Origin of the sequence: Microvirga terricola (assembly GCF_011777495.1) — a bacterium.
In the GTDB taxonomy this organism is placed as follows: Bacteria; Pseudomonadota; Alphaproteobacteria; order Rhizobiales; family Beijerinckiaceae; genus Microvirga; species Microvirga terricola.
The window spans coordinates 582,471-600,266 of sequence record NZ_JAATJS010000002.1 but is presented as its reverse complement, the minus strand read 5'-3'; the positions used below and the strand labels follow the sequence as shown (position 1 = coordinate 600,266).

The window sequence follows — 17,796 nt, the reverse complement described above, 5'->3', positions numbered from 1 at the left end:
TCGACAACTTGTCGGATTCGGGGGGCTTCCTTGCGGCGTATCTGGTTCTGGTTGGGTGGATTTGCAGTCCTTGCGGGCGCAGCCGGATTTTTCCTCTGGAGACCCGCGGGCGGCAGCGCGGCTGACGCCGCGTATCGACTGGCCGCTGTCGAGCGCGGCCCCATCGTGGCGAGCGTGCGCGCCACCGGAACGCTCAACCCCGTCACCACGGTTCTCGTCGGCTCGCAGCTCTCCGGCCAGGTGGTGGAGGTGCTCGCCGACTACAACACGCCAGTGAAGGAAGGCCAGGTCGTCGCGCGGCTCTATTCCGAACAAATCCGCTCCCGCCGCGACGCGGCCATGGCCGATCTGGCACAGGCCAGGGCAGATCGCGAGACGAAGAGCGCGCAGATCGACAAGGCCCGCTCACTTCTTCAAAAGGCGCAAGCCGTCGCGGACGATCTCGCTGCACAGCGCGACCGGGCCACCGCGCAACTTATCGAGGCGCAGCGCAATTTTGACCGGCAGACCGAACTCACCGCGCGCGCTGTCGGCACGCAGAACGCGCTCGATCAGGCCAAGACCCAACTCGATGTCCAGAAGGCGGCCATTGCTTCCGCCGTCGCGCAGATTGCCTCCAACCAAGCCGAGCAGCTTGGATTGAAGGCCGACATCGCACTCGCGGACGCCGCCTTGAAATCGGCGGATGCGCTGATCCTGCAGCGTGAGGCGAAACTGAAAGACATCGAGATCGATCTCGCGCGCACGGAGATCCGTTCTCCCGTCGAAGGCGTGGTGGTGAAGCGGGATATCGAACTTGGCCAGACGGTCGCCGCCTCGCTCTCCTCCCCCACCCTCTTCACCGTCGCGCAGGATCTGCGTGCGATCGACATCTACGCCAATATCGACGAGGCGGATGTGGGCCGCCTCAAGGCTGGCCAACGCGCGAGCTTCACGGTCAACGCTTATCCCAACCGGACATTCGAAGGCGTCGTCCGCATGGTGCGCCTCGGCGCGCAGACGGTGCAGAACGTCGTCACCTACACCGCCGTCATCGGCGTGAAGAATGACGATCAGGCTCTGTTGCCTGGCATGACCGCCAATCTTCAGATCGTTACGGAGGAGCGCGACAACGCCTTGCGCATCCCGAATGCGGCCTTACGCTTCCGCCCGGCGGGAGTCCCGGCGGCCGTCGCCGTCGCCGCGAAGCCTCCCGCAACCGAGGCTCAAGGCGGCAACAGGCGTGGTGGACGCAACAAGGAGGCACGGGCTGCCGACGCAGAATACTGGTCTGCCGGACGCGTCTATCAGCCCGGCGCCGACGGCAATCCGCAAGCCGTCACGCTGCGCCTCGGCATCACAGACGGCAATTACACGGAAGTTCTGCGCGGCGATTTGACAGAAGGCGCAGCGATCATCGTTGGTGGTAACGCGAGCAATGGCGCGCCGCCCGCGCCGCGCCAGCGCGGCCCGCGCCTGTTCTAGGAACTCGCCCGTGTCGCTCATCGAAACGCACGAGTTGCGGCGGGTCTATGACCTCGATTCAGGCCGCGTGGTCGCGCTCGATCACGCCTCGCTGAGTGTCGAGAAGGGTGATTTCGTCGCCGTCATGGGGCCATCCGGCTCGGGCAAATCGACCTTCATGAATCTCATCGGCTGCCTCGACAAGCCGACGAGCGGCCACTACCGGCTGGCGGGTACCGCCGTGGAAAGCCTGGATGCGAACGGCCTCGCGCGCTTGCGCAACCGCGAGATCGGCTTCGTTTTCCAGCAGTTCAACCTACTTCCGCGCATCGACGCGCTAGGCAATGTGGAACTGCCGATGGTCTATGCCGGCGTCGACAAGAAGACACGCCGCGAGCGCGCGCTCCATGCGCTTGGCCGTGTGGGCCTGGCGGAGCGCGCGCATCATCGGCCCATGCAATTGTCGGGCGGGCAGCAGCAGCGCGTCGCCATCGCGCGGGCGCTCGTGAACAGCCCGAGCCTCCTGCTTGCCGACGAACCGACCGGCGCGCTGGACAGCCGCACGGCCATTGAGATTCTCGCGCTCTTTCAGGAGCTCAACCGCGAAGGCGTGACCATCGTTCTGGTGACGCACGATGCCGATGTCGGCCGCCATGCGCGCCGCCTGATCCGGTTCAAGGACGGAAAGATTCTGGAGGATCACCGCCAGACGCCGCTCGATGCGCGCGAATTGCTCGTTGCGGAGACTGCGGCATGAGATTCGTTGAGGCCATCCGTTCCGCCCTCTCCGCCATCGCGGCCAATGCCTTGCGCAGCCTTCTCACCATGCTCGGCATCGTCATCGGCGTTGCCGCCGTTATCGCGATGGTGGCCATCGGCTCGGGCGCGCGCAACCTCGTCGATCAGCAGATCCGCTCGCTCGGCGCAAATCTCGCCATCGTCACGCCGGGCAACGTCACGCAAGGAGGCGCGCGACTGGGCGCGGGCGCGTCATCAACGCTGACAGACGAAGACGCCGACGCGATCCGCCGCGAGATCGACGGCGTCACCGCCGCGGCTCCCTTCGTGCAGGGCACGGTGCAGGTCATCGCCGGTGGCAACAACTGGGGCACGCGCATCTACGCCATCGATCTCGACTGGTTCGCGGCCCGTGAATGGGACGTCGCCACGGGCCGCACCTTCGACCCGGAGGAGGTGCGCCGAGGCGATATCGTCGTCATTCTTGGCCAGACGGTCGCCAAAAATCTCTTTGGCGAAGAGGACCCCATTGATCAGGTCGTGCGTGTCCGTAACGTCCCGTTCCGCGTCATCGGCGTCATGGCCGCGAAGGGCCAGTCCGCCTTCGGCCAGGATCAGGACGACGTGATCTTCGTGCCCCTCGATGCAGGCCGCCGCCGCGTCATCGGTCGCAACTATGCGAAGGACCGGTCCGTCGGCTCGATCTTCGTGAAATTCGCGAATGAAGAGGACATCGAGCCCGGCATCGAGAACATGACGACCCTCTTGCGCCAGCGCCATCGCGTCATCGGCGATCAGGAAGACGACTTTTCCATCCGCAACCTGACCGAGATCGCCAACACGGCGTCTGCCTCCGCCAACACCCTGTCCATGCTGCTCGCTGCCGTCGCTGCCGTGTCGCTTCTCGTCGGCGGCATTGGCATCATGAACATCATGCTGGTGTCCGTCACCGAGCGAACACGCGAGATCGGCCTTCGCCTCGCCGTCGGCGCGCGCCCGCGCGATATTTTGAGTCAGTTCTTGATCGAAGCGACGACGCTCTCCACCATCGGCGGAGCATTAGGCGTCGCGCTCGGCGCAGGTGCCGCCTATCTCGTCGCACGCATTGCCGGCTGGCCTTCGCTGGTTTCACCCAACGCGGTGATCATCGCCGTCGGCTTTTCCGCGCTGGTCGGCATCTTCTTCGGGTTCTATCCCGCGCAACGCGCGGCGAAGCTCGATCCGATTGAAGCGTTGCGGCGAGAGTGACGCCCCGCTTCCTTTGTCATCACCGGGCTTGCCCCGGTGACCCCCATATGGCCGGGACAAGCCCGGCCATGACCGAGTAGGAGAGACTTACTCCGCCGCGATGACGTTGTACGACGCCGGATCGTAGTTGAGGATCGGTGAGAGCCAGCGCTCCACTTCCACAATGCTCATGCCCTTACGCGCGGCGTAATCCTCCACCTGATCGCGCTCCACTTTGGCGACGCCGAAATAGTAAGCGTCCGGATGCGCGAGATAGAGGCCCGACACTGATGAGCCCGGCCACATGGCGAAGGACTCGGTGAGCGACACGCCGATCTTGCGTTCGGCGTCGAGCAGGCGGAACAGAGTCGCCTTTTCCGTATGATCGGGCTGTGCGGGATAGCCGGGTGCGGGGCGGATGCCGCGATAGTCCTCGCGGATGAGTGCCTCGTTGCCCAAGGCTTCATCCGGCGCATAAGCCCAAAACTCCTTGCGCACGCGCTCATGCATGCGCTCGGCAAAAGCTTCCGCCAAACGGTCGGCAAGCGCTTTGACGAGGATCGACTGATAATCGTCGTTCGCGCGCTCGAACCTTTCAGCGATGCGCACTTCCTCGATGCCGGAGGTCACGACGAAGCCGCCAATGTAATCGGCCTTACCGCTTTCAACAGGCGCGACGAAGTCGGACAGGCACAGGTTCGGCTTGCCGTCGCGCTTCGAGAGCTGCTGGCGCAGGCCGTGGAAGGTTGCGAGTTCGTCCGAGCGGCTTTCGCCCGTGTAGAGGCGGATATCGTCGCCGACGGTATTCGCGGGCCAGAAGCCGATCACCGCCTTCGGGTTGAACCAGCGCTCGTCTACGAGCCGCTTCAGCATCGCCTGCGCATCCTCCCAAAGCTGACGCGCCGCCGCGCCCTGCTCCGCATCGTCGAGGATTGCCGGGAAGCGGCCCTTCAATTCCCAGGTCTGGAAGAAGGGCGTCCAGTCGATATACGGCACGAGTTCGGCAATGTCGTAGCTGCGGAACACGCGGGCGCCGGTGAAAGTCGGCTTCGGCGGGGTGTAGGAAGCCCAGTCGACCTTATGCGGATTGGCGCGCGCCTTCTCCAGCGGCAGACGCTTTTTGTCGGCTTCCGAGCGCGCGTGGGCTTCCGCGACTTTTCGGTATTCCGCCCGAATCGTTTCGACGTAGTCGCCCTTCATCTCCGGCGAGAGCAGAGAGGAGACGACGCCGACGGCGCGGCTCGCATCCGTCACATAGACCGCCTGGCCCTTGTGATAGTTCGGATGGATTTTGACCGCCGTGTGGACGCGGCTGGTCGTGGCGCCACCGATGAGGAGCGGAATGTCGAAGCCCTCGCGCTCCATCTCGCTTGCCACATGCACCATCTCATCGAGCGAGGGTGTGATGAGGCCGGAGAGGCCGACGATGTCGACCTTCTCCTCGCGCGCGGTCTCCAGAATTTTCTGCGCGGAGACCATGACGCCGAGATCGATGACCTCATAGTTGTTGCAGGCGAGAACCACGCCGACGATGTTCTTGCCGATATCGTGCACGTCGCCCTTCACGGTCGCCATCAGCACCTTGCCGGCAGCGGAGCGCGCAGCGGCGCCGGAGCCTTCCTTCTCCGCCTCCATGAAAGGCATGAGGTAAGCCACCGCCTGCTTCATGACGCGGGCGGATTTCACCACCTGCGGCAGGAACATTTTTCCTGCACCGAAGAGATCGCCGACGACATTCATGCCGGCCATCAGCGGGCCTTCGATGACGTGGAGTGGACGCTCGGCGGCTTGACGCGCCTCTTCCGTATCCTGATCGATGAACTCGGTAATGCCATTGACAAGCGCGTGTTCCAGACGCTTCGCGACGGGCCAGCTCCGCCATTCGAGATCAGCCGCCTTGACCGCTCCAGAGCCGTCGCCTTTGAAGCGGGGCGCTGCCTCCAGAAGCCGTTCGGTTGCGTCGGGACGGCGGTTGAGAACGACATCCTCGCACAATTCGCGCAGTTCGGGATCGATCTGCTCATAAACCGCCAACTGCCCCGCATTCACGATGCCCATATCCATGCCGACCTTGATCGCATGGAACAGGAAGACCGAATGCATCGCCTCACGCACGGGCTCGTTGCCGCGGAAGGAGAAGGACAGGTTCGACACGCCACCTGAAATATGAGCGTAGGGCAGCGTCTCGCGGATGATGCGCGTGGCCTCGATGAAGGCGACGCCGTAACCGTTATGCTCCTCGATGCCGGTGGCAACAGCAAAAACATTCGGATCGAAAATGATGTCTTCCGGCGGGAAGCCGACCTCTTCGGTCAGGATCTTATAGGCGCGCGTACAGATTTCGACCTTGCGCTCCAGCGTGTCCGCCTGCCCCTGCTCGTCGAACGCCATTACCACGACCGCGGCACCATAAGAGCGGCAGATCTTCGCGTGCTCGATGAAGGCTTCAATGCCTTCCTTCATCGAGATCGAGTTGACGATGGCTTTGCCCTGAATGCATTTCAGGCCAGCCTCGATGACGTGGAACTTGGAAGAATCCACCATCACGGGCACACGAGCGATATCGGGCTCGGCGGCGACAAGATTGAGGAACTCGACCATCGCCTTCTCGGAATCGAGCAGGCCTTCGTCCATGTTGATGTCGATCACCTGCGCGCCGTTCGCCACCTGATCGCGCGCGACGTCGAGAGCGGCGGCATAGTCGCCGTTGGTGATGAGCTTGCGAAACTTGGCCGATCCCGTCACGTTCGTGCGCTCGCCGACGTTCACGAACGGAATGTCGGGGGTGAGAACGAAGGGTTCGAGGCCAGAAAGGCGCATCATGGGCTTCAGCACCGGCACCTGACGCGGCGCTTTTCCGGCCACAGCCTCAGCGATGGCGCGGATGTGATCCGGCGTCGTGCCACAACAGCCGCCGACGACGTTGACGAGGCCCGCATCGGCGAATTCGGCGAGCATGTTCGCTGTCGCCTCGGGGCGCTCGTCATACAAACCGAACTCGTTCGGCAGGCCCGCATTCGGATAGGCGCAGACGAAGGTCTCGGCCACCTTGCCGATTTCCTGAATGTGCGCGCGCATCTCCCGCGCACCGAGCGCGCAGTTGAGGCCGATGGAGAACGGCTCCGCATGGCGCACCGAATGCCAGAACGCGGTCGGCGTCTGGCCCGAAAGCGTGCGGCCAGACAGGTCCGTGATGGTGCCGGAAATCATGATCGGCAGCTTCACGCCCTTTTCCGCAAACACCTGATGGGTTGCGACAATCGCCGCCTTGGCGTTGAGCGTGTCGAAAATCGTCTCGATCAGGATGATCTCGGAACCGCCATCCACTAGCCCCCTCACCTGCTCCGCATATGCCTCGCACACCTGATCGAAGGTCACGGCGCGGTAGCCGGGATTGTTCACGTCCGGCGAGATCGACAGCGTGCGGTTCGTCGGGCCGATGGCGCCGGCGACGAATCGGCGGCGACCGTCTTCCTTTTCAGCGATCAGCGCGGCTTCACGTGCAAGGCGCGAACCTTCGTGGTTCAGTTCATAGACCAGCTCCTCCATGCCGTAATCGGCCTGGGCTATGGAGGTGCCAGAAAAGGTATTGGTTTCGACGATATCCGCGCCCGCGCGGAAATAATCGAGATGTACCGCGCGCACCGCATCCGGCTGGGTCAGGATGAGAAGGTCGTTGTTCCCCTTGACGTCCTGTTTCCAGTCTTTGAACCGCGGTCCGCGAAAATCCTCTTCCGAGAAACGGGACCGCTGCAGCTCCGTGCCCATCGCACCGTCGAGCACGAGAATGCGCTTCGACGCGATGTCGCGAAGCGCTTTCAGGACATCAGAACCATTCGCAGGCTGCGGCACGTACATAGACTCTCTCTTCGCGGTCATCGAGGCTGCGCCCCGGCAGGTTCCTCGCAGTGAACTGCACATTCGTCGGAGGATTTGGATTTGCGGTCGCACACGATCAGCGACCCGTTCTTGAGTTTGGGAATTGTCTCGGAAATACGCCGGACAGGAAGGGCCGTGTCGGCGAAGCGGCAAATCACCGGCAATTCGAGAATACGCTCGTAACCATCGTTATAGCCGCAGGCCAACTCGATTCTGGTCTTTGCCATCCCGACAGGTTGGTCGTGCGCGAAAAGCGAAACGGTTTCCAGGGAGCGGCTTATCCAATTGCTGCGCTCTTCAAGGGATCCGCTAGGAGTCGCCACAGGCGGGCAATGCGCGCGGCCATTCGAGACCCACGGGGAGATCCACGTGCCGGCTTCCTTGGCCGCACGCACTTCGCGTGCATATTCCTCGCTCAGCATGAGCCGTTGCCGCTGAACCTCCGCGGGAACCACACGTTTTGGACGCTCGGTTTGAGCCACAGCAGCGCCAGCCACGCAGACAGCGAGGAATCCCAGAAGCAGGCTCCGCTGTAGCAGCAAGGTCACGCGGCCACCCTTTCCGGTTGCGTCGGGGCGCGCAGCCCCAACAGGTGACAGATCGCGTAAACCAGATCGGCGCGGTTCATGGTGTAGAAGTGGAATTCGTTGATGCCGCGGTCCACGAGGTCGATCACTTGCTCGGCTGCGACCGCCGCAGCGATCAGCTTGCGGGTTTCCACGTCGTTGTCCAAGCCGTCGAAACGGGCGGCTAGCCACGCAGGAACGCTCGCGCCAGCGACGGCGGCAAACTTCGCCGTCTGCTTGAAGTTCTGCACCGGCACGATACCCGGTACGATGGGAACGTCGATGCCGCGCGCGCGCACGCGGTCGAGATAGCGGAAGTAGAGATCGTTATCGAAGAAGAACTGTGTGATCGCGCGGTCCGCGCCGCTCTCGACCTTCGCCTTCAACGCATCGATGTCTGCATCAAGAGACGCGGCCTCGGGGTGCTTTTCGGGATAGGCCGAAACGGAAACCTCGAAATCGCCGATCGCCTTGATGCCGGCAACGAGATCGCTGGTCTGATGATAGCCGTCCGGGTGCGGCTCATACCGTGTGCCGATGCCGCCGACTGGATCGCCGCGCAAAGCCACCACATGGCGCACGCCCGCATCCCAATAGGAGCGGATCACGCCATCGACCTCCTGCTTGGACGCTGCGACGCAGGTCAGGTGGGCTGCGGGCTTCAGGCTCGTTTCGCGCACGAGGCGCGAGACGGTGGCGTGCGTGCGCTCGCGCGTGGAGCCGCCCGCGCCATAAGTCACCGACACGAATTGCGGAGACAAAGGCGCAAGCCGTTCGATGGACGACCACAAGGTCGTCTCCATCTCGGACGTCTTCGGTGGAAAGAACTCGAAGGAAACCTTGATCGATCCGGTGCTCTGTCGGCTGGGGCGGAGAGTGAGCGGCGACATCAGGCAACCTCTTTGTCGGTTTCAGCCAGAGGCCAATCCGTCGCCACGCGTCGGTCCTGACCCAGCCAAAGGGAAACGATCAATTGTTCCGCGCCCTTCTTGGAGGGAGCGATCTCGCGGGTGAGTGTGCAATCGAGCCCGGCCTCGTCGAGCCAACCGGCGACCTGATCGGGCGCGAAGCCGAGGCGGCGATGCGCCTGCGTCTCCCGCAAGAATTCCAGATTATGCGGCGCGAAATCGACCACCAGGATACGCCCGCCCGGCGCGACGAGCCGCGCCGCCTCGCGGATCGCGCGGGCCGGATCGTCGAGGTAGTGCAGCACCTGATGAATGACGACGAGATCGAACGTGTTGCGGGGAAACGGCGGCGCGTAGATGTCGCCCTGTCGCAATTCGATGCGCGGGAGCCCCGCTTTCTCCAGATTGGCACGCGCGACGGAGAGCATGGCGTGACTGGCATCGAGCCCCACCGTACGCGAGGCACGCGGTGCGAGAAGCTGCAGCATCCGCCCCGTGCCGGTGCCGAGATCGACGAGATTGCGGATCGCCTTCGACCCAAGGGCTTCGAGCACCGCCGCCTCGACGACCGCCTCGGGCGCATGAAGCGACCGCAGCCGGTCCCATTCCGGCGCGAGGCGTGAGAAGAAGGCCTGCGCAGCTTGCGAGCGCTGGGCCCTCACGGCCTCAAGCCGCGTCCGGTCCTCGAGCAATTGCGGGTCGGAACGGTCGAGATTGTCCAGCATCGGGCGCAAAATGGGCGCGGCCGCGCCATGATCCATGAGGCGGAAGAAGGCCCACGCCCCTTCCCTGTGCCGTTCCACGAGCCCGGCCTCCACCAGAAGCTTCAGATGCCTGGAAATGCGAGGCTGGGACTGGCCTAGAATGTCGGTGAGATCGGAAACTGAGAGCTCACCCTCGACGAGGAGCGACAGGATGCGCAGGCGCGTTTCCTCGGCAGCCGCGCGCAGGATGCTCAGTGTCAAATCCAATGATGGAGCTGCTTTCTCGGCCATCTTGAAACACGATCTCACATATAAAGATATGTTTATATCCGTTTTGGGGAAACTGCAAGGGCCTCAGAGGGTTCCACTCACCGAGCCAATATCTGCCATCGGGCCTGCGGCATCTTTTCTCGCCCTCACAGAAGCCGGAAAGTCTTGACGAAAATCATGGAAGCTGGGCCCGCAGCCTCGCAATTTCACGACATTGAAAGGTCGACCCCAGGGCGGCGACCGTAACCGTGAATGGCTCCGACCTTTCTCGATGTGAAAGGCGTGACCATGAGTACGGTGCTTCTCAATCTCATTATCCAGATCGTTTGCGGCATTATCGGCGGCAACGCCGTCGGCAAGGCCTCCGACCGGGTCGATCTCGGCGCGGTGGGCAACACCATCGCCGGCGCGCTCGGCGGCATCGGCGGCGGACAGCTTCTGAGCATGATGCTCGGAACCGGAGCGGCAGGAACCGCAGCGACGATGGGCGGAATGGATATCAGTGCGATCATCAGCCAAATCGCAAGCGGCGGCGTCGGCGGCGCGATTTTGACCCTCATCGTCGCCTTCGTCCGTCAGGCGATGAGCGGAACGCAGGCGCCTTAAGATATTTTGCGAAACATGGCCGCGCCTGAACGGCGCGGCCATGCGCGACAAGACTTAGCGGAAAGGTGGCTCGTCGAAGCTGCGCAGCTTGCGCGAATGCAGCGACGAGCGTTGATCGCGCAAGATGTCGATGGCGGCGAGGCCGATCATCAGATGCTCGCTTACGGCGCGCTCATAGAAGGCGTTCGCCGCGCCCGGTAGTTTGATCTCACCATGCAGTGGCTTGTCTGAGACGCAGAGCAGCGTGCCATAGGGCACCCGCAGGCGATACCCCTGCGCGGCGATGGTGCCGCTTTCCATGTCCACCGCGATGGCGCGGGAAAGATTGATCTGTCGCCGCTCCTGACTCCAGCGGAGTTCCCAGTTGCGGTCGTCATAGGTCACGACCGTGCCGGTGCGCAGGCGGCGTTTCAACTCTTCGCCCCGCTCACCCGTGACGCGGGCGGCAGCCTCCTGCAGCGCCACTTGAACCTCGGCCAGTGCCGGGATCGGGATTTCCGGCGGCACGGCTTCATCGAGAATGCGGTCGCGGCGGAGGTAGCCGTGAGCCAGCACGTAATCGCCGATGGTTTGAGACTGACGCAGGCCTCCGCAATGCCCGACCATCAGCCAGCAATGCGGACGGAGGACTGCGAGATGGTCCGTGATATTCTTGGCGTTCGAGGGACCGACGCCGATATTGACCAGTGTCACGCCATGTCCATCGCGGTGGACGAGGTGATAGGCCGGCATCTGGAAACGATGCCACGGCGATGAGGCCACGAGTTCCGCGACAGCCGACTCGTCAAGGCCGCGCTCAATGGTGATGCCGCCCGGCAGGACCAGCTTAATGTAAGGGCTCTTGTCATTCGACAATTCGCCCACCGCCCAACGGACGAACTGATCCACATAGCGGTGATAGTTGGTCAGAAGAATCCAGGGTTGGATCGAGCGCCAATCGCTGCCGGTATAATGCACCAGACGGCGCAGCGAGTAATCCACGCGCGCCGCGTCGAACAGCGAGAGCGGACGCGGCTCGCCCTCATGGAAAATCCAGGCTCCGTCGGCGATCTCGTCGCCCACCTTGGCGAGAAGCGGCGTCGGAAAATGCTGGGCGAGCTCCGCTGCAGAATGCGCGCCGCGCCCGAGCTCGTCGCCGCGCTCGAAGACGTAAGGATAGGGAATCTCCTGGTCGCTGACGCCGACTTCCAGCACTGCGCCGTAGTCGCGTACGAGATAGTTCAGCTGTTCCAGCAGGTAGGACTTGAAGAAATCTGGCTGCGTCACGGTCGTCGCATAGACGCCCGGCCCCTGAAACTTGGCATACGCCCGCTGCTTGACCGGCGGCACTGAATTGGCGCGGTAGATTACCCGCAGTTCGGGATAGCGAAAGCGCGCCCTCTCGCCGGCGGTCGGCGCTGTTCCAGTGGCAAAAAAGTGTTCAAGCGCATGGCGTTGCGCATCGATGGCGGCGTCATGCAGCCGGATCAGCTGGGCAACCGCTTCTTCGGGAGAGGCGACGGATTTGAAGGGAGAAATTTGATCGGCGGGCACGTGAACTTCTCTTTCTTGTGTCTCGTGCCTCAAGGGTCATACACTGTTTCAGCGCCAAACCCAACTGCCTTTAGGGGAATAAATAGATACTCCCGACCGGCCTCTGGTCAGAAGGGGATGGCCTCCCCCGTCCAATCGAAGAAGCTGCCCGTCTGCGCCACGGTCAGGTCGTCAATCAGCTTGACCAGCCCGGCGGCGCTCTGCTGCACGGTAATATCCGCACTGGCACCGCCCATGTCGGTCTGCACCCAGCCGGGGTGGACGGAAATCACCGTGATCCCATCATCTGCAAGGTCGGTGGCAAGGCCCTGCACCACCTTGTTCACCGCAGCCTTGGAGGTGCGATAGGCGATCCGGTCGGACTTGGCGTGAGACAGGGAGCCCATGCGGCTTGAGACCGTCACGACCTTGGCCTCACTTGACCGGCGCAGGTGCGGCAGGAACGCCTGGACGACACGCAGCGGTCCGAGCGTGTTCACGCGCAACGTATCGAGAAAGCCCTCGAAATCCATGTCGAGGGTCGATTGCTGTTGCGGGCCGATGATGCCCGCATTGTTGATGAGCACGTCGACGGGCTCATCAACCTGCTTCGCCGCTTCGGCAATCGAGACTTCGTCGCGCACGTCGAGCTTGAGCAACCGAAGCTGCCCATTCTCGACGTAGGTCCGCCATTCGGCCAGTACCTTCGCAGGATCGCGAACGGTTCCGATCACCCGATCTCCACGGGCGAGCAGGACGCGGGTAAGCTCCTCGCCTATGCCGCGTCCGACACCCGTGATGAGAACGGTGCTCATGCCAATCCTTTAGCGCGAGAACTTCTTGTACTTGATGCGGTGAGGAATGGTGGAATCGACGCCGAGGCGACGCTTCTTGTCTTCCTCGTAATCCGCGAAGTTGCCCTCGAACCACTCCACATGGCTGTCGCCTTCAAACGCCAGGATGTGGGTGGCGATGCGGTCGAGGAACCAGCGGTCGTGGCTGATGATGACGGCGCAGCCCGCATAATCCTCAAGCGCCTCTTCGAGTGCGCGCAAGGTATCAACGTCGAGGTCGTTGGTCGGTTCGTCGAGGAGCAGAACGTTTGCGCCCGACTTCAGGATCTTGGCGAGGTGCACGCGGTTGCGCTCACCGCCCGAAAGCACGCCGACCTTCTTCTGCTGGTCCGCGCCCTTGAAGTTGAACGCGCCACAATAGGCACGCGCGTTGATTTCACGCTTGCCGAGATAGAGCACCTCGTTGCCGCCTGAGATTTCCTCATAGAGCGTCTTGTTCGCATCGAGCGAGTCGCGGCTCTGGTCGACGTAGCCGAGCTTCACGCTCTCGCCGATGGAGATCTTGCCCTCGTCCGGCTGCTCCTGACCGGTGATCATGCGGAACAGCGTCGTCTTACCCGCGCCGTTCGGACCGATGATGCCGACAATGCCGCCCGGCGGGAGCTTGAAGGACAATCCATCGATCAGCATCTTGTCGCCGAAGGCTTTCTTCAAGCCGTCGAACTCGATGACGTTGTTGCCGAGCCGCTCGGCGATCGGGATGATGATCTGCGCGGTCGTGGGAGCCTTCTCGTTCGCCTTGGCGACGAGTTCCTCATAGCGCTGGATACGGGCCTTCGACTTGGCTTGACGGGCCTTGGGCGAGGCCGACACCCATTCGCGCTCGCGCTCGATGGTGCGCTTATGCGCCTCATCCTCGCGTCCTTCCTGCTCGAGACGCTTCTGCTTCTGCTCCAGCCAGGAGGAGTAATTGCCCTCGTAAGGAATGCCGCGGCCGCGGTCGAGTTCGAGAATCCAACCGGTCACGTTGTCGAGGAAGTAGCGGTCGTGGGTGACGATCAGGATCGCGCCGGGATAGGTGCGCAGATGCCCTTCGAGCCACGCGGTGGTTTCGGCGTCCAAATGGTTGGTCGGCTCGTCGAGGAGGAGCAGTTCGGGCTGTTCCAAAAGCAGCTTGCAGAGCGCCACGCGGCGGCGCTCACCGCCCGAAAGCTTGTCCACGCCCCAATCGTCCGGCGGGCAGCGAAGCGCGTCCATCGCCTGATCGACCTTGGAATCGAGATCCCACAGGCCCTTCGCCTCGATCTCGTCCTGAAGGCGGGTCATCTCGTCCGCCGTCTCTTCCGAGTAGTTCATGGCTAGTTCGTTGTAGCGGTCGAGAATCGCCCGCTGGGGCGCGACGCCTTCCAGCACGTTCTCGCGCACGGTCTTCGAGGGGTCGAGCTGCGGCTCCTGCGGCAGGTAGCCGACGCGCGCACCCTCCGCTACCCAACCCTCGCCGTTCCAGTCGGTGTCGATGCCGGCCATGATGCGCAGAAGCGTCGACTTACCCGCGCCGTTGACGCCGAGCACGCCGATTTTCGCATCCGGATAGAAGGACAGGTGAATGTTTTCCAAAACCTTCTTCCCGCTGGAATAGGTCTTGGTGAGGCCACGCATGTGGTAGATGAACTGACGGGACACGGAAATAAGCCCTGCTGACAACGGGTGGAAGGAGTTGCGCGTCAGTTAGCAGGGGGACCGGGTCGGGGCAAGGCGGACGAATGTCCTCAGAGCCCGAACGGGTAGGTCTCCGGCTGCCCCACCCCGTGGGCGTGGGACAGGGGCGTCACGGCCTTGGTCTTGTCGAACCAGACGAAAGCGTCGAACTGCTCGGCCAGGATCGCCTCGAAATAATGGCTGTAGAGTTCGCTTTCAGGCCGGTAGATCACGCCGATGGCCCGCTCCAGGCGGGGTCGGGACAGGGCCTCGACGAGATCACTCTGCCCATTCTCCCGCCAATCGGTCAGGAAGCGGCTAAGGCCGGTGTCACGGAACAGGCGCTCGTGACTGTCGGGGCGGGCAGGCAGCACGTCCTTGATCTCCATGGGGGCGTCCCAGCCGCTCGCAGCGGCAACCGTGCCACGATCTGTGCCGAAGCCGATCAGAACCGCCTTGTCGCGGTAGGAGGTCCGGCACAGCCCGCCGATATTGAACTCGCCCTGCCAACCCATCGCCGTCGCCGAAGCGTTGCCGATGTGGGAATTGTGGGCCCAGACCACCGCCTTGGCCTCCTCCCGCCGCGCCAGCAGGCTTTCGAGGGTCTCGAACATATGGCGGTCGCGCAGGTTCCAGGACTCCGTCGCGCCCTCATACATGATGCGGTAGTAGTGCTCCGCCGCATGGACGATCTTGGCGTTCTGGAGTGCATCCAGAAACTCGTCGCTGCCATCGACCGCCAGAAAATCGAGCCGGCGGTCGAGCATATCCTGAAGCTGCGCGAGGAGCGCACGGTCGCAGGGGCGCTTCTGGCCCGTCAGGACGGCTTTGCCATAGCGCGCCGGGTCGGATTGCCAGGGGCTCAGACACCCGAACCGCGCCCTCGCTTCCTCGGCCGCCTCTGGGTCGACCTTGTCGAGATAGTCAAGCACGGCGCGGACAGAGGCATTCAGGCTATAGATGTCGAGCCCCCGGAACTCGACCCGATGCGCAGTCGGACAGTCTTTGTTGTACGCGCGCAGCCAGTTAGCGAAGTCGGCTACCTCCTCGTTACGCCACATCCAGGTGGGAAAGCGCTCGAAGGCGGCATCCTCGCCCGGCGGGATGGATTTGTGCCGGACATAAGCGTCAATCCGCGCGGCATCCGGCCAGTCGGCCTCGACCGCAACGATGGTAAAACCATGCTCCTCGATGAGCCGTCGCGTGATCGCCGCGCGGGCGCGATAGAATTCGGAGGTGCCGTGCGTCGCTTCGCCGAGCAGCACGACCCGCGCATCGGCAAAGCGATCGAACATGGCCCCGAAGTCTTCCGCCTCAAAAACAGGCGGCAGCGGTTCGCCTTGGTCGCGCAGCGTCGCAACGGCCTCCCTGATCGCCGTTTCGCTTTCGCTGTGCTGCCAGCGCAACCACGCCATGGTCCTCGCTCCGAAGTGGAGTGTCGTTTCGCCCCACCAACGTCAGGCTTTGTTGCCCTGTTCCGGCGTAGCAGGCCCGCCGTTCAAGGTGCTCAGCACTGCCGCCTTCACCACTTCGGGATTATCGACACCAGGGGGCATCTGCACCACGACCTGCGGGCGCGCGAAGTCGATACCTTCGCGAGAGAATGCATCGCGGATGCGGTGGAAAACTTCGCGCCTCAGCTCGAATTGCTCGCCGGGTTTGGCGGTGTACTTCACACCGACCACAAGCCCATATTGCTCCATACGGCGCACGCCCTGAAACTTCAGCGGCTGCAACAGGTGCTGCATCAGCTCGGGGTCGTTGTTCAGCTCGGCGGCGATCTGCTTCACGATCTTCTTCGCTTTCACGAGATCGGTGTCGAAGGCGATGGTAAACTCCATCTTCACAATGGCGTAGTCGCGGCTGTGATTGACGATCTGCCGGATCTCGCCGAACGGCACCGTGTAAAGCGGGCCGCGCGGATGACGCAGACGAAGGGAGCGGATCGACATTTTCTCCACATTGCCCTTCGCGTTGCCGATCTCGATGTATTCGCCGAGCCGGAACGCATCGTCGGCGAGAAAGAACAAGCCGGAGATCACGTCCTTCACGAGCGTTTGCGATCCGAAGCCGATGGCGATGCCGACCACGCCGGCACCGGCGAGCATTGGCCCGATATTCACGCCGAAAGAGGCAAGGATCACCATGGCAGTGACAACCGCAATGAAGATGGCGATTGCGGCCCGCAGCAGCGGCAGAAAGGTCTGAATGCGCGTCGAGGCTTTGGCATGGCCTGGCTCTTCGCCATGCTCTCCCGCGGTTGGTGCGGGAGCCGCATAAGAATCCAAAGCCGTTCGAATAAGTTCCCACAACATCAGCGCTACGGCGCAGGCAATGCCAATATCGATCAGCGCCCGCGCAACTGGCTGGCTCACGCGGTCCGATGCCAGAAGCAGCGGATCGATGCCCCAGATCAGCGCGAGCCCAATCCAGTAACCTGCAAAGACCGCAAGCCGCGCACAGCGGCGCAAAGCTTGCCGCCAGGGATGTGTCTCGTCCGTCGCGATGTCGGGTTTCAAGAACAGGAAGACGAGGACGACGCCGAGGAGAAGAACGCTGGCCGCCCCCCTTACGAAGGCGAAGCCGCTCTGGTTGATCGAGGCGACGAGCGCCGCCACGCCGGTCAGGGCCAGCATGAACAGGGAAACGCCGTACCAATGCGGACGGATGTAACGCACGATGAGATCGCCCCGCTCGTGCGGCAGCCCCCAATCGAGCGGCAGCGCATCCCGAAACGCCTTCAGCGCCGCAAAGCCCAAGCCCATGAACACGACCCACAAGATCGTCACCAGCGCGAGCCGCGGCTCGGGCTCGCTTCCCGCGATACGCATCAGGCCAAGGCCGATATAGCTGAACACGAGAACGCCGAGACAGAGCTGGATCCGCCGCAAGGGCTTTCGCGCGATGTCCACGCTCTGCGGTTTGACGAGAGATTTGAGAAACGCGCCGATGATGTGGACGAGGCTCCATCCCACGGCAAGAGCCAAAGCGGTCGACCGGATGGGTGAGCCCCGGAACGCGAAAAACACAAGCGACGGCAGCGGAACGAGGAGGCTGAGCAGCAGCGATCCGGCCCTCCCCGGCCCCACCTTCTGCGGATCGCGGGAGCGCCAGAAGCGCCTTGCGAGATTCTCAAGCGCATAACCCGCGAGGATCGTCGCCGTGACGAAGAGAAGGAGAAACAGCATCGCCCGCAATGGCGGGCGATCATCCACGATCCACTGGACCGTCCGCGTGAGCGCATCCGGCAGAAGATCGAGCCCTCGTCTCAGCGTCTCGGCATGAGCGAGAACTTTTTCCGCGATCTGTTCGGAGGCTGCGACGAGAGCCGAAGCATCCTCCTGCGCCATCGCCTTCCCGCCAAACGTAGGGAAAACGGCCAAAGCAACTGCAACGCTCGAACCGAACCGTTTCATCGCCCGATACCTCGCTTCCCGGCCGCCGGACGGCC

General features: G+C 63.0%; 13 protein-coding genes. 4 read left to right on the top strand and 9 right to left on the bottom strand.

Going from position 1 to position 17,796, the window contains the following annotated elements; genetic code table 11:
- Positions 1-30 precede the first annotated feature (30 nt).
- Genes HB375_RS07230 through HB375_RS07220 form a run of 3 tightly spaced genes read left to right on the top strand, consistent with a single transcriptional unit; the run spans position 31 to position 3,429 of the window.
- The gene (locus HB375_RS07230; protein ID WP_167672292.1) at positions 31-1,464 is read left to right on the top strand and encodes an efflux RND transporter periplasmic adaptor subunit; all 1,434 of its coding nucleotides are present in this window, start codon (positions 31-33) and stop codon (positions 1,462-1,464) included.
- Between the two features lie 10 nt (positions 1,465-1,474).
- Positions 1,475-2,200, top strand: a complete 726-nt coding sequence (locus HB375_RS07225) for an ABC transporter ATP-binding protein (protein ID WP_343232364.1) — start codon at positions 1,475-1,477, stop codon at positions 2,198-2,200.
- Positions 2,197-3,429 (top strand): ABC transporter permease, encoded by a 1,233-nt coding sequence (locus HB375_RS07220; RefSeq protein WP_167672290.1) that lies wholly within the window; start codon positions 2,197-2,199, stop codon positions 3,427-3,429. Before HB375_RS07225 ends, HB375_RS07220 begins: the two co-directional genes overlap by 4 nt.
- An 87-nt stretch (positions 3,430-3,516) precedes the next feature.
- Here HB375_RS07220 and metH read toward each other — a convergent pair whose 3' ends face one another.
- Genes metH through HB375_RS07200 form a run of 4 tightly spaced genes read right to left on the bottom strand, consistent with a single transcriptional unit; the run spans position 3,517 to position 9,756 of the window.
- Positions 3,517-7,266, bottom strand: coding sequence for a methionine synthase (gene metH, locus HB375_RS07215; RefSeq protein ID WP_167672289.1), 3,750 nt, complete (start codon positions 7,264-7,266; stop codon positions 3,517-3,519).
- Between the two features lie 17 nt (positions 7,267-7,283).
- Positions 7,284-7,835 carry a hypothetical protein gene (locus HB375_RS07210; RefSeq protein WP_167672288.1) on the bottom strand — a complete coding sequence of 184 codons (552 nt, stop codon included), beginning with the start codon at positions 7,833-7,835 and terminating at the stop codon, positions 7,284-7,286.
- On the bottom strand, positions 7,832-8,743 hold the full coding sequence (metF, locus tag HB375_RS07205; RefSeq protein WP_167672287.1) for a methylenetetrahydrofolate reductase [NAD(P)H]: 912 nt from the start codon (positions 8,741-8,743) through the stop codon (positions 7,832-7,834). The genes HB375_RS07210 and metF overlap by 4 nt, the downstream gene beginning before the upstream one ends.
- Positions 8,743-9,756 carry an ArsR/SmtB family transcription factor gene (locus tag HB375_RS07200; RefSeq protein WP_167672286.1) on the bottom strand — a complete coding sequence of 338 codons (1,014 nt, stop codon included), beginning with the start codon at positions 9,754-9,756 and terminating at the stop codon, positions 8,743-8,745. The genes metF and HB375_RS07200 overlap by 1 nt, the downstream gene beginning before the upstream one ends.
- Positions 9,757-9,987: 231 nt before the next feature.
- Between HB375_RS07200 and HB375_RS07195 the strand changes: the two genes are divergently transcribed.
- A complete protein-coding gene (locus HB375_RS07195) occupies positions 9,988-10,341 on the top strand; it encodes a hypothetical protein (protein WP_246728377.1) in 354 nt (117 codons plus the stop codon).
- A gap of 54 nt (positions 10,342-10,395) precedes the next feature.
- Here the strand turns inward: HB375_RS07195 and HB375_RS07190 are convergent, their stop codons facing one another.
- The 5 genes from HB375_RS07190 to HB375_RS07170 form a co-directional block, all read right to left on the bottom strand.
- Positions 10,396-11,874, bottom strand: coding sequence for an AMP nucleosidase (locus HB375_RS07190; protein WP_167672285.1), 1,479 nt, complete (start codon positions 11,872-11,874; stop codon positions 10,396-10,398).
- 107 nt (positions 11,875-11,981) lie between these two features.
- A complete protein-coding gene (locus HB375_RS07185) occupies positions 11,982-12,668 on the bottom strand; it encodes an SDR family oxidoreductase (protein ID WP_167672284.1) in 687 nt (228 codons plus the stop codon).
- Between the two features lie 9 nt (positions 12,669-12,677).
- Positions 12,678-14,330, bottom strand: a complete 1,653-nt coding sequence (gene ettA / locus HB375_RS07180) for an energy-dependent translational throttle protein EttA (RefSeq protein WP_167672283.1) — start codon at positions 14,328-14,330, stop codon at positions 12,678-12,680.
- Positions 14,331-14,416: 86 nt separating this feature from the next.
- Entirely contained in the window at positions 14,417-15,760 is a 1,344-nt protein-coding gene (locus tag HB375_RS07175; RefSeq protein WP_167672282.1) for an erythromycin esterase family protein, read from the bottom strand.
- 42 nt (positions 15,761-15,802) lie between these two features.
- Positions 15,803-17,761: a mechanosensitive ion channel family protein gene (locus HB375_RS07170; RefSeq protein WP_167672281.1), complete on the bottom strand. Its 1,959-nt coding sequence runs from the start codon at positions 17,759-17,761 to the stop codon at positions 15,803-15,805.
- Positions 17,762-17,796 lie beyond the last annotated feature (35 nt).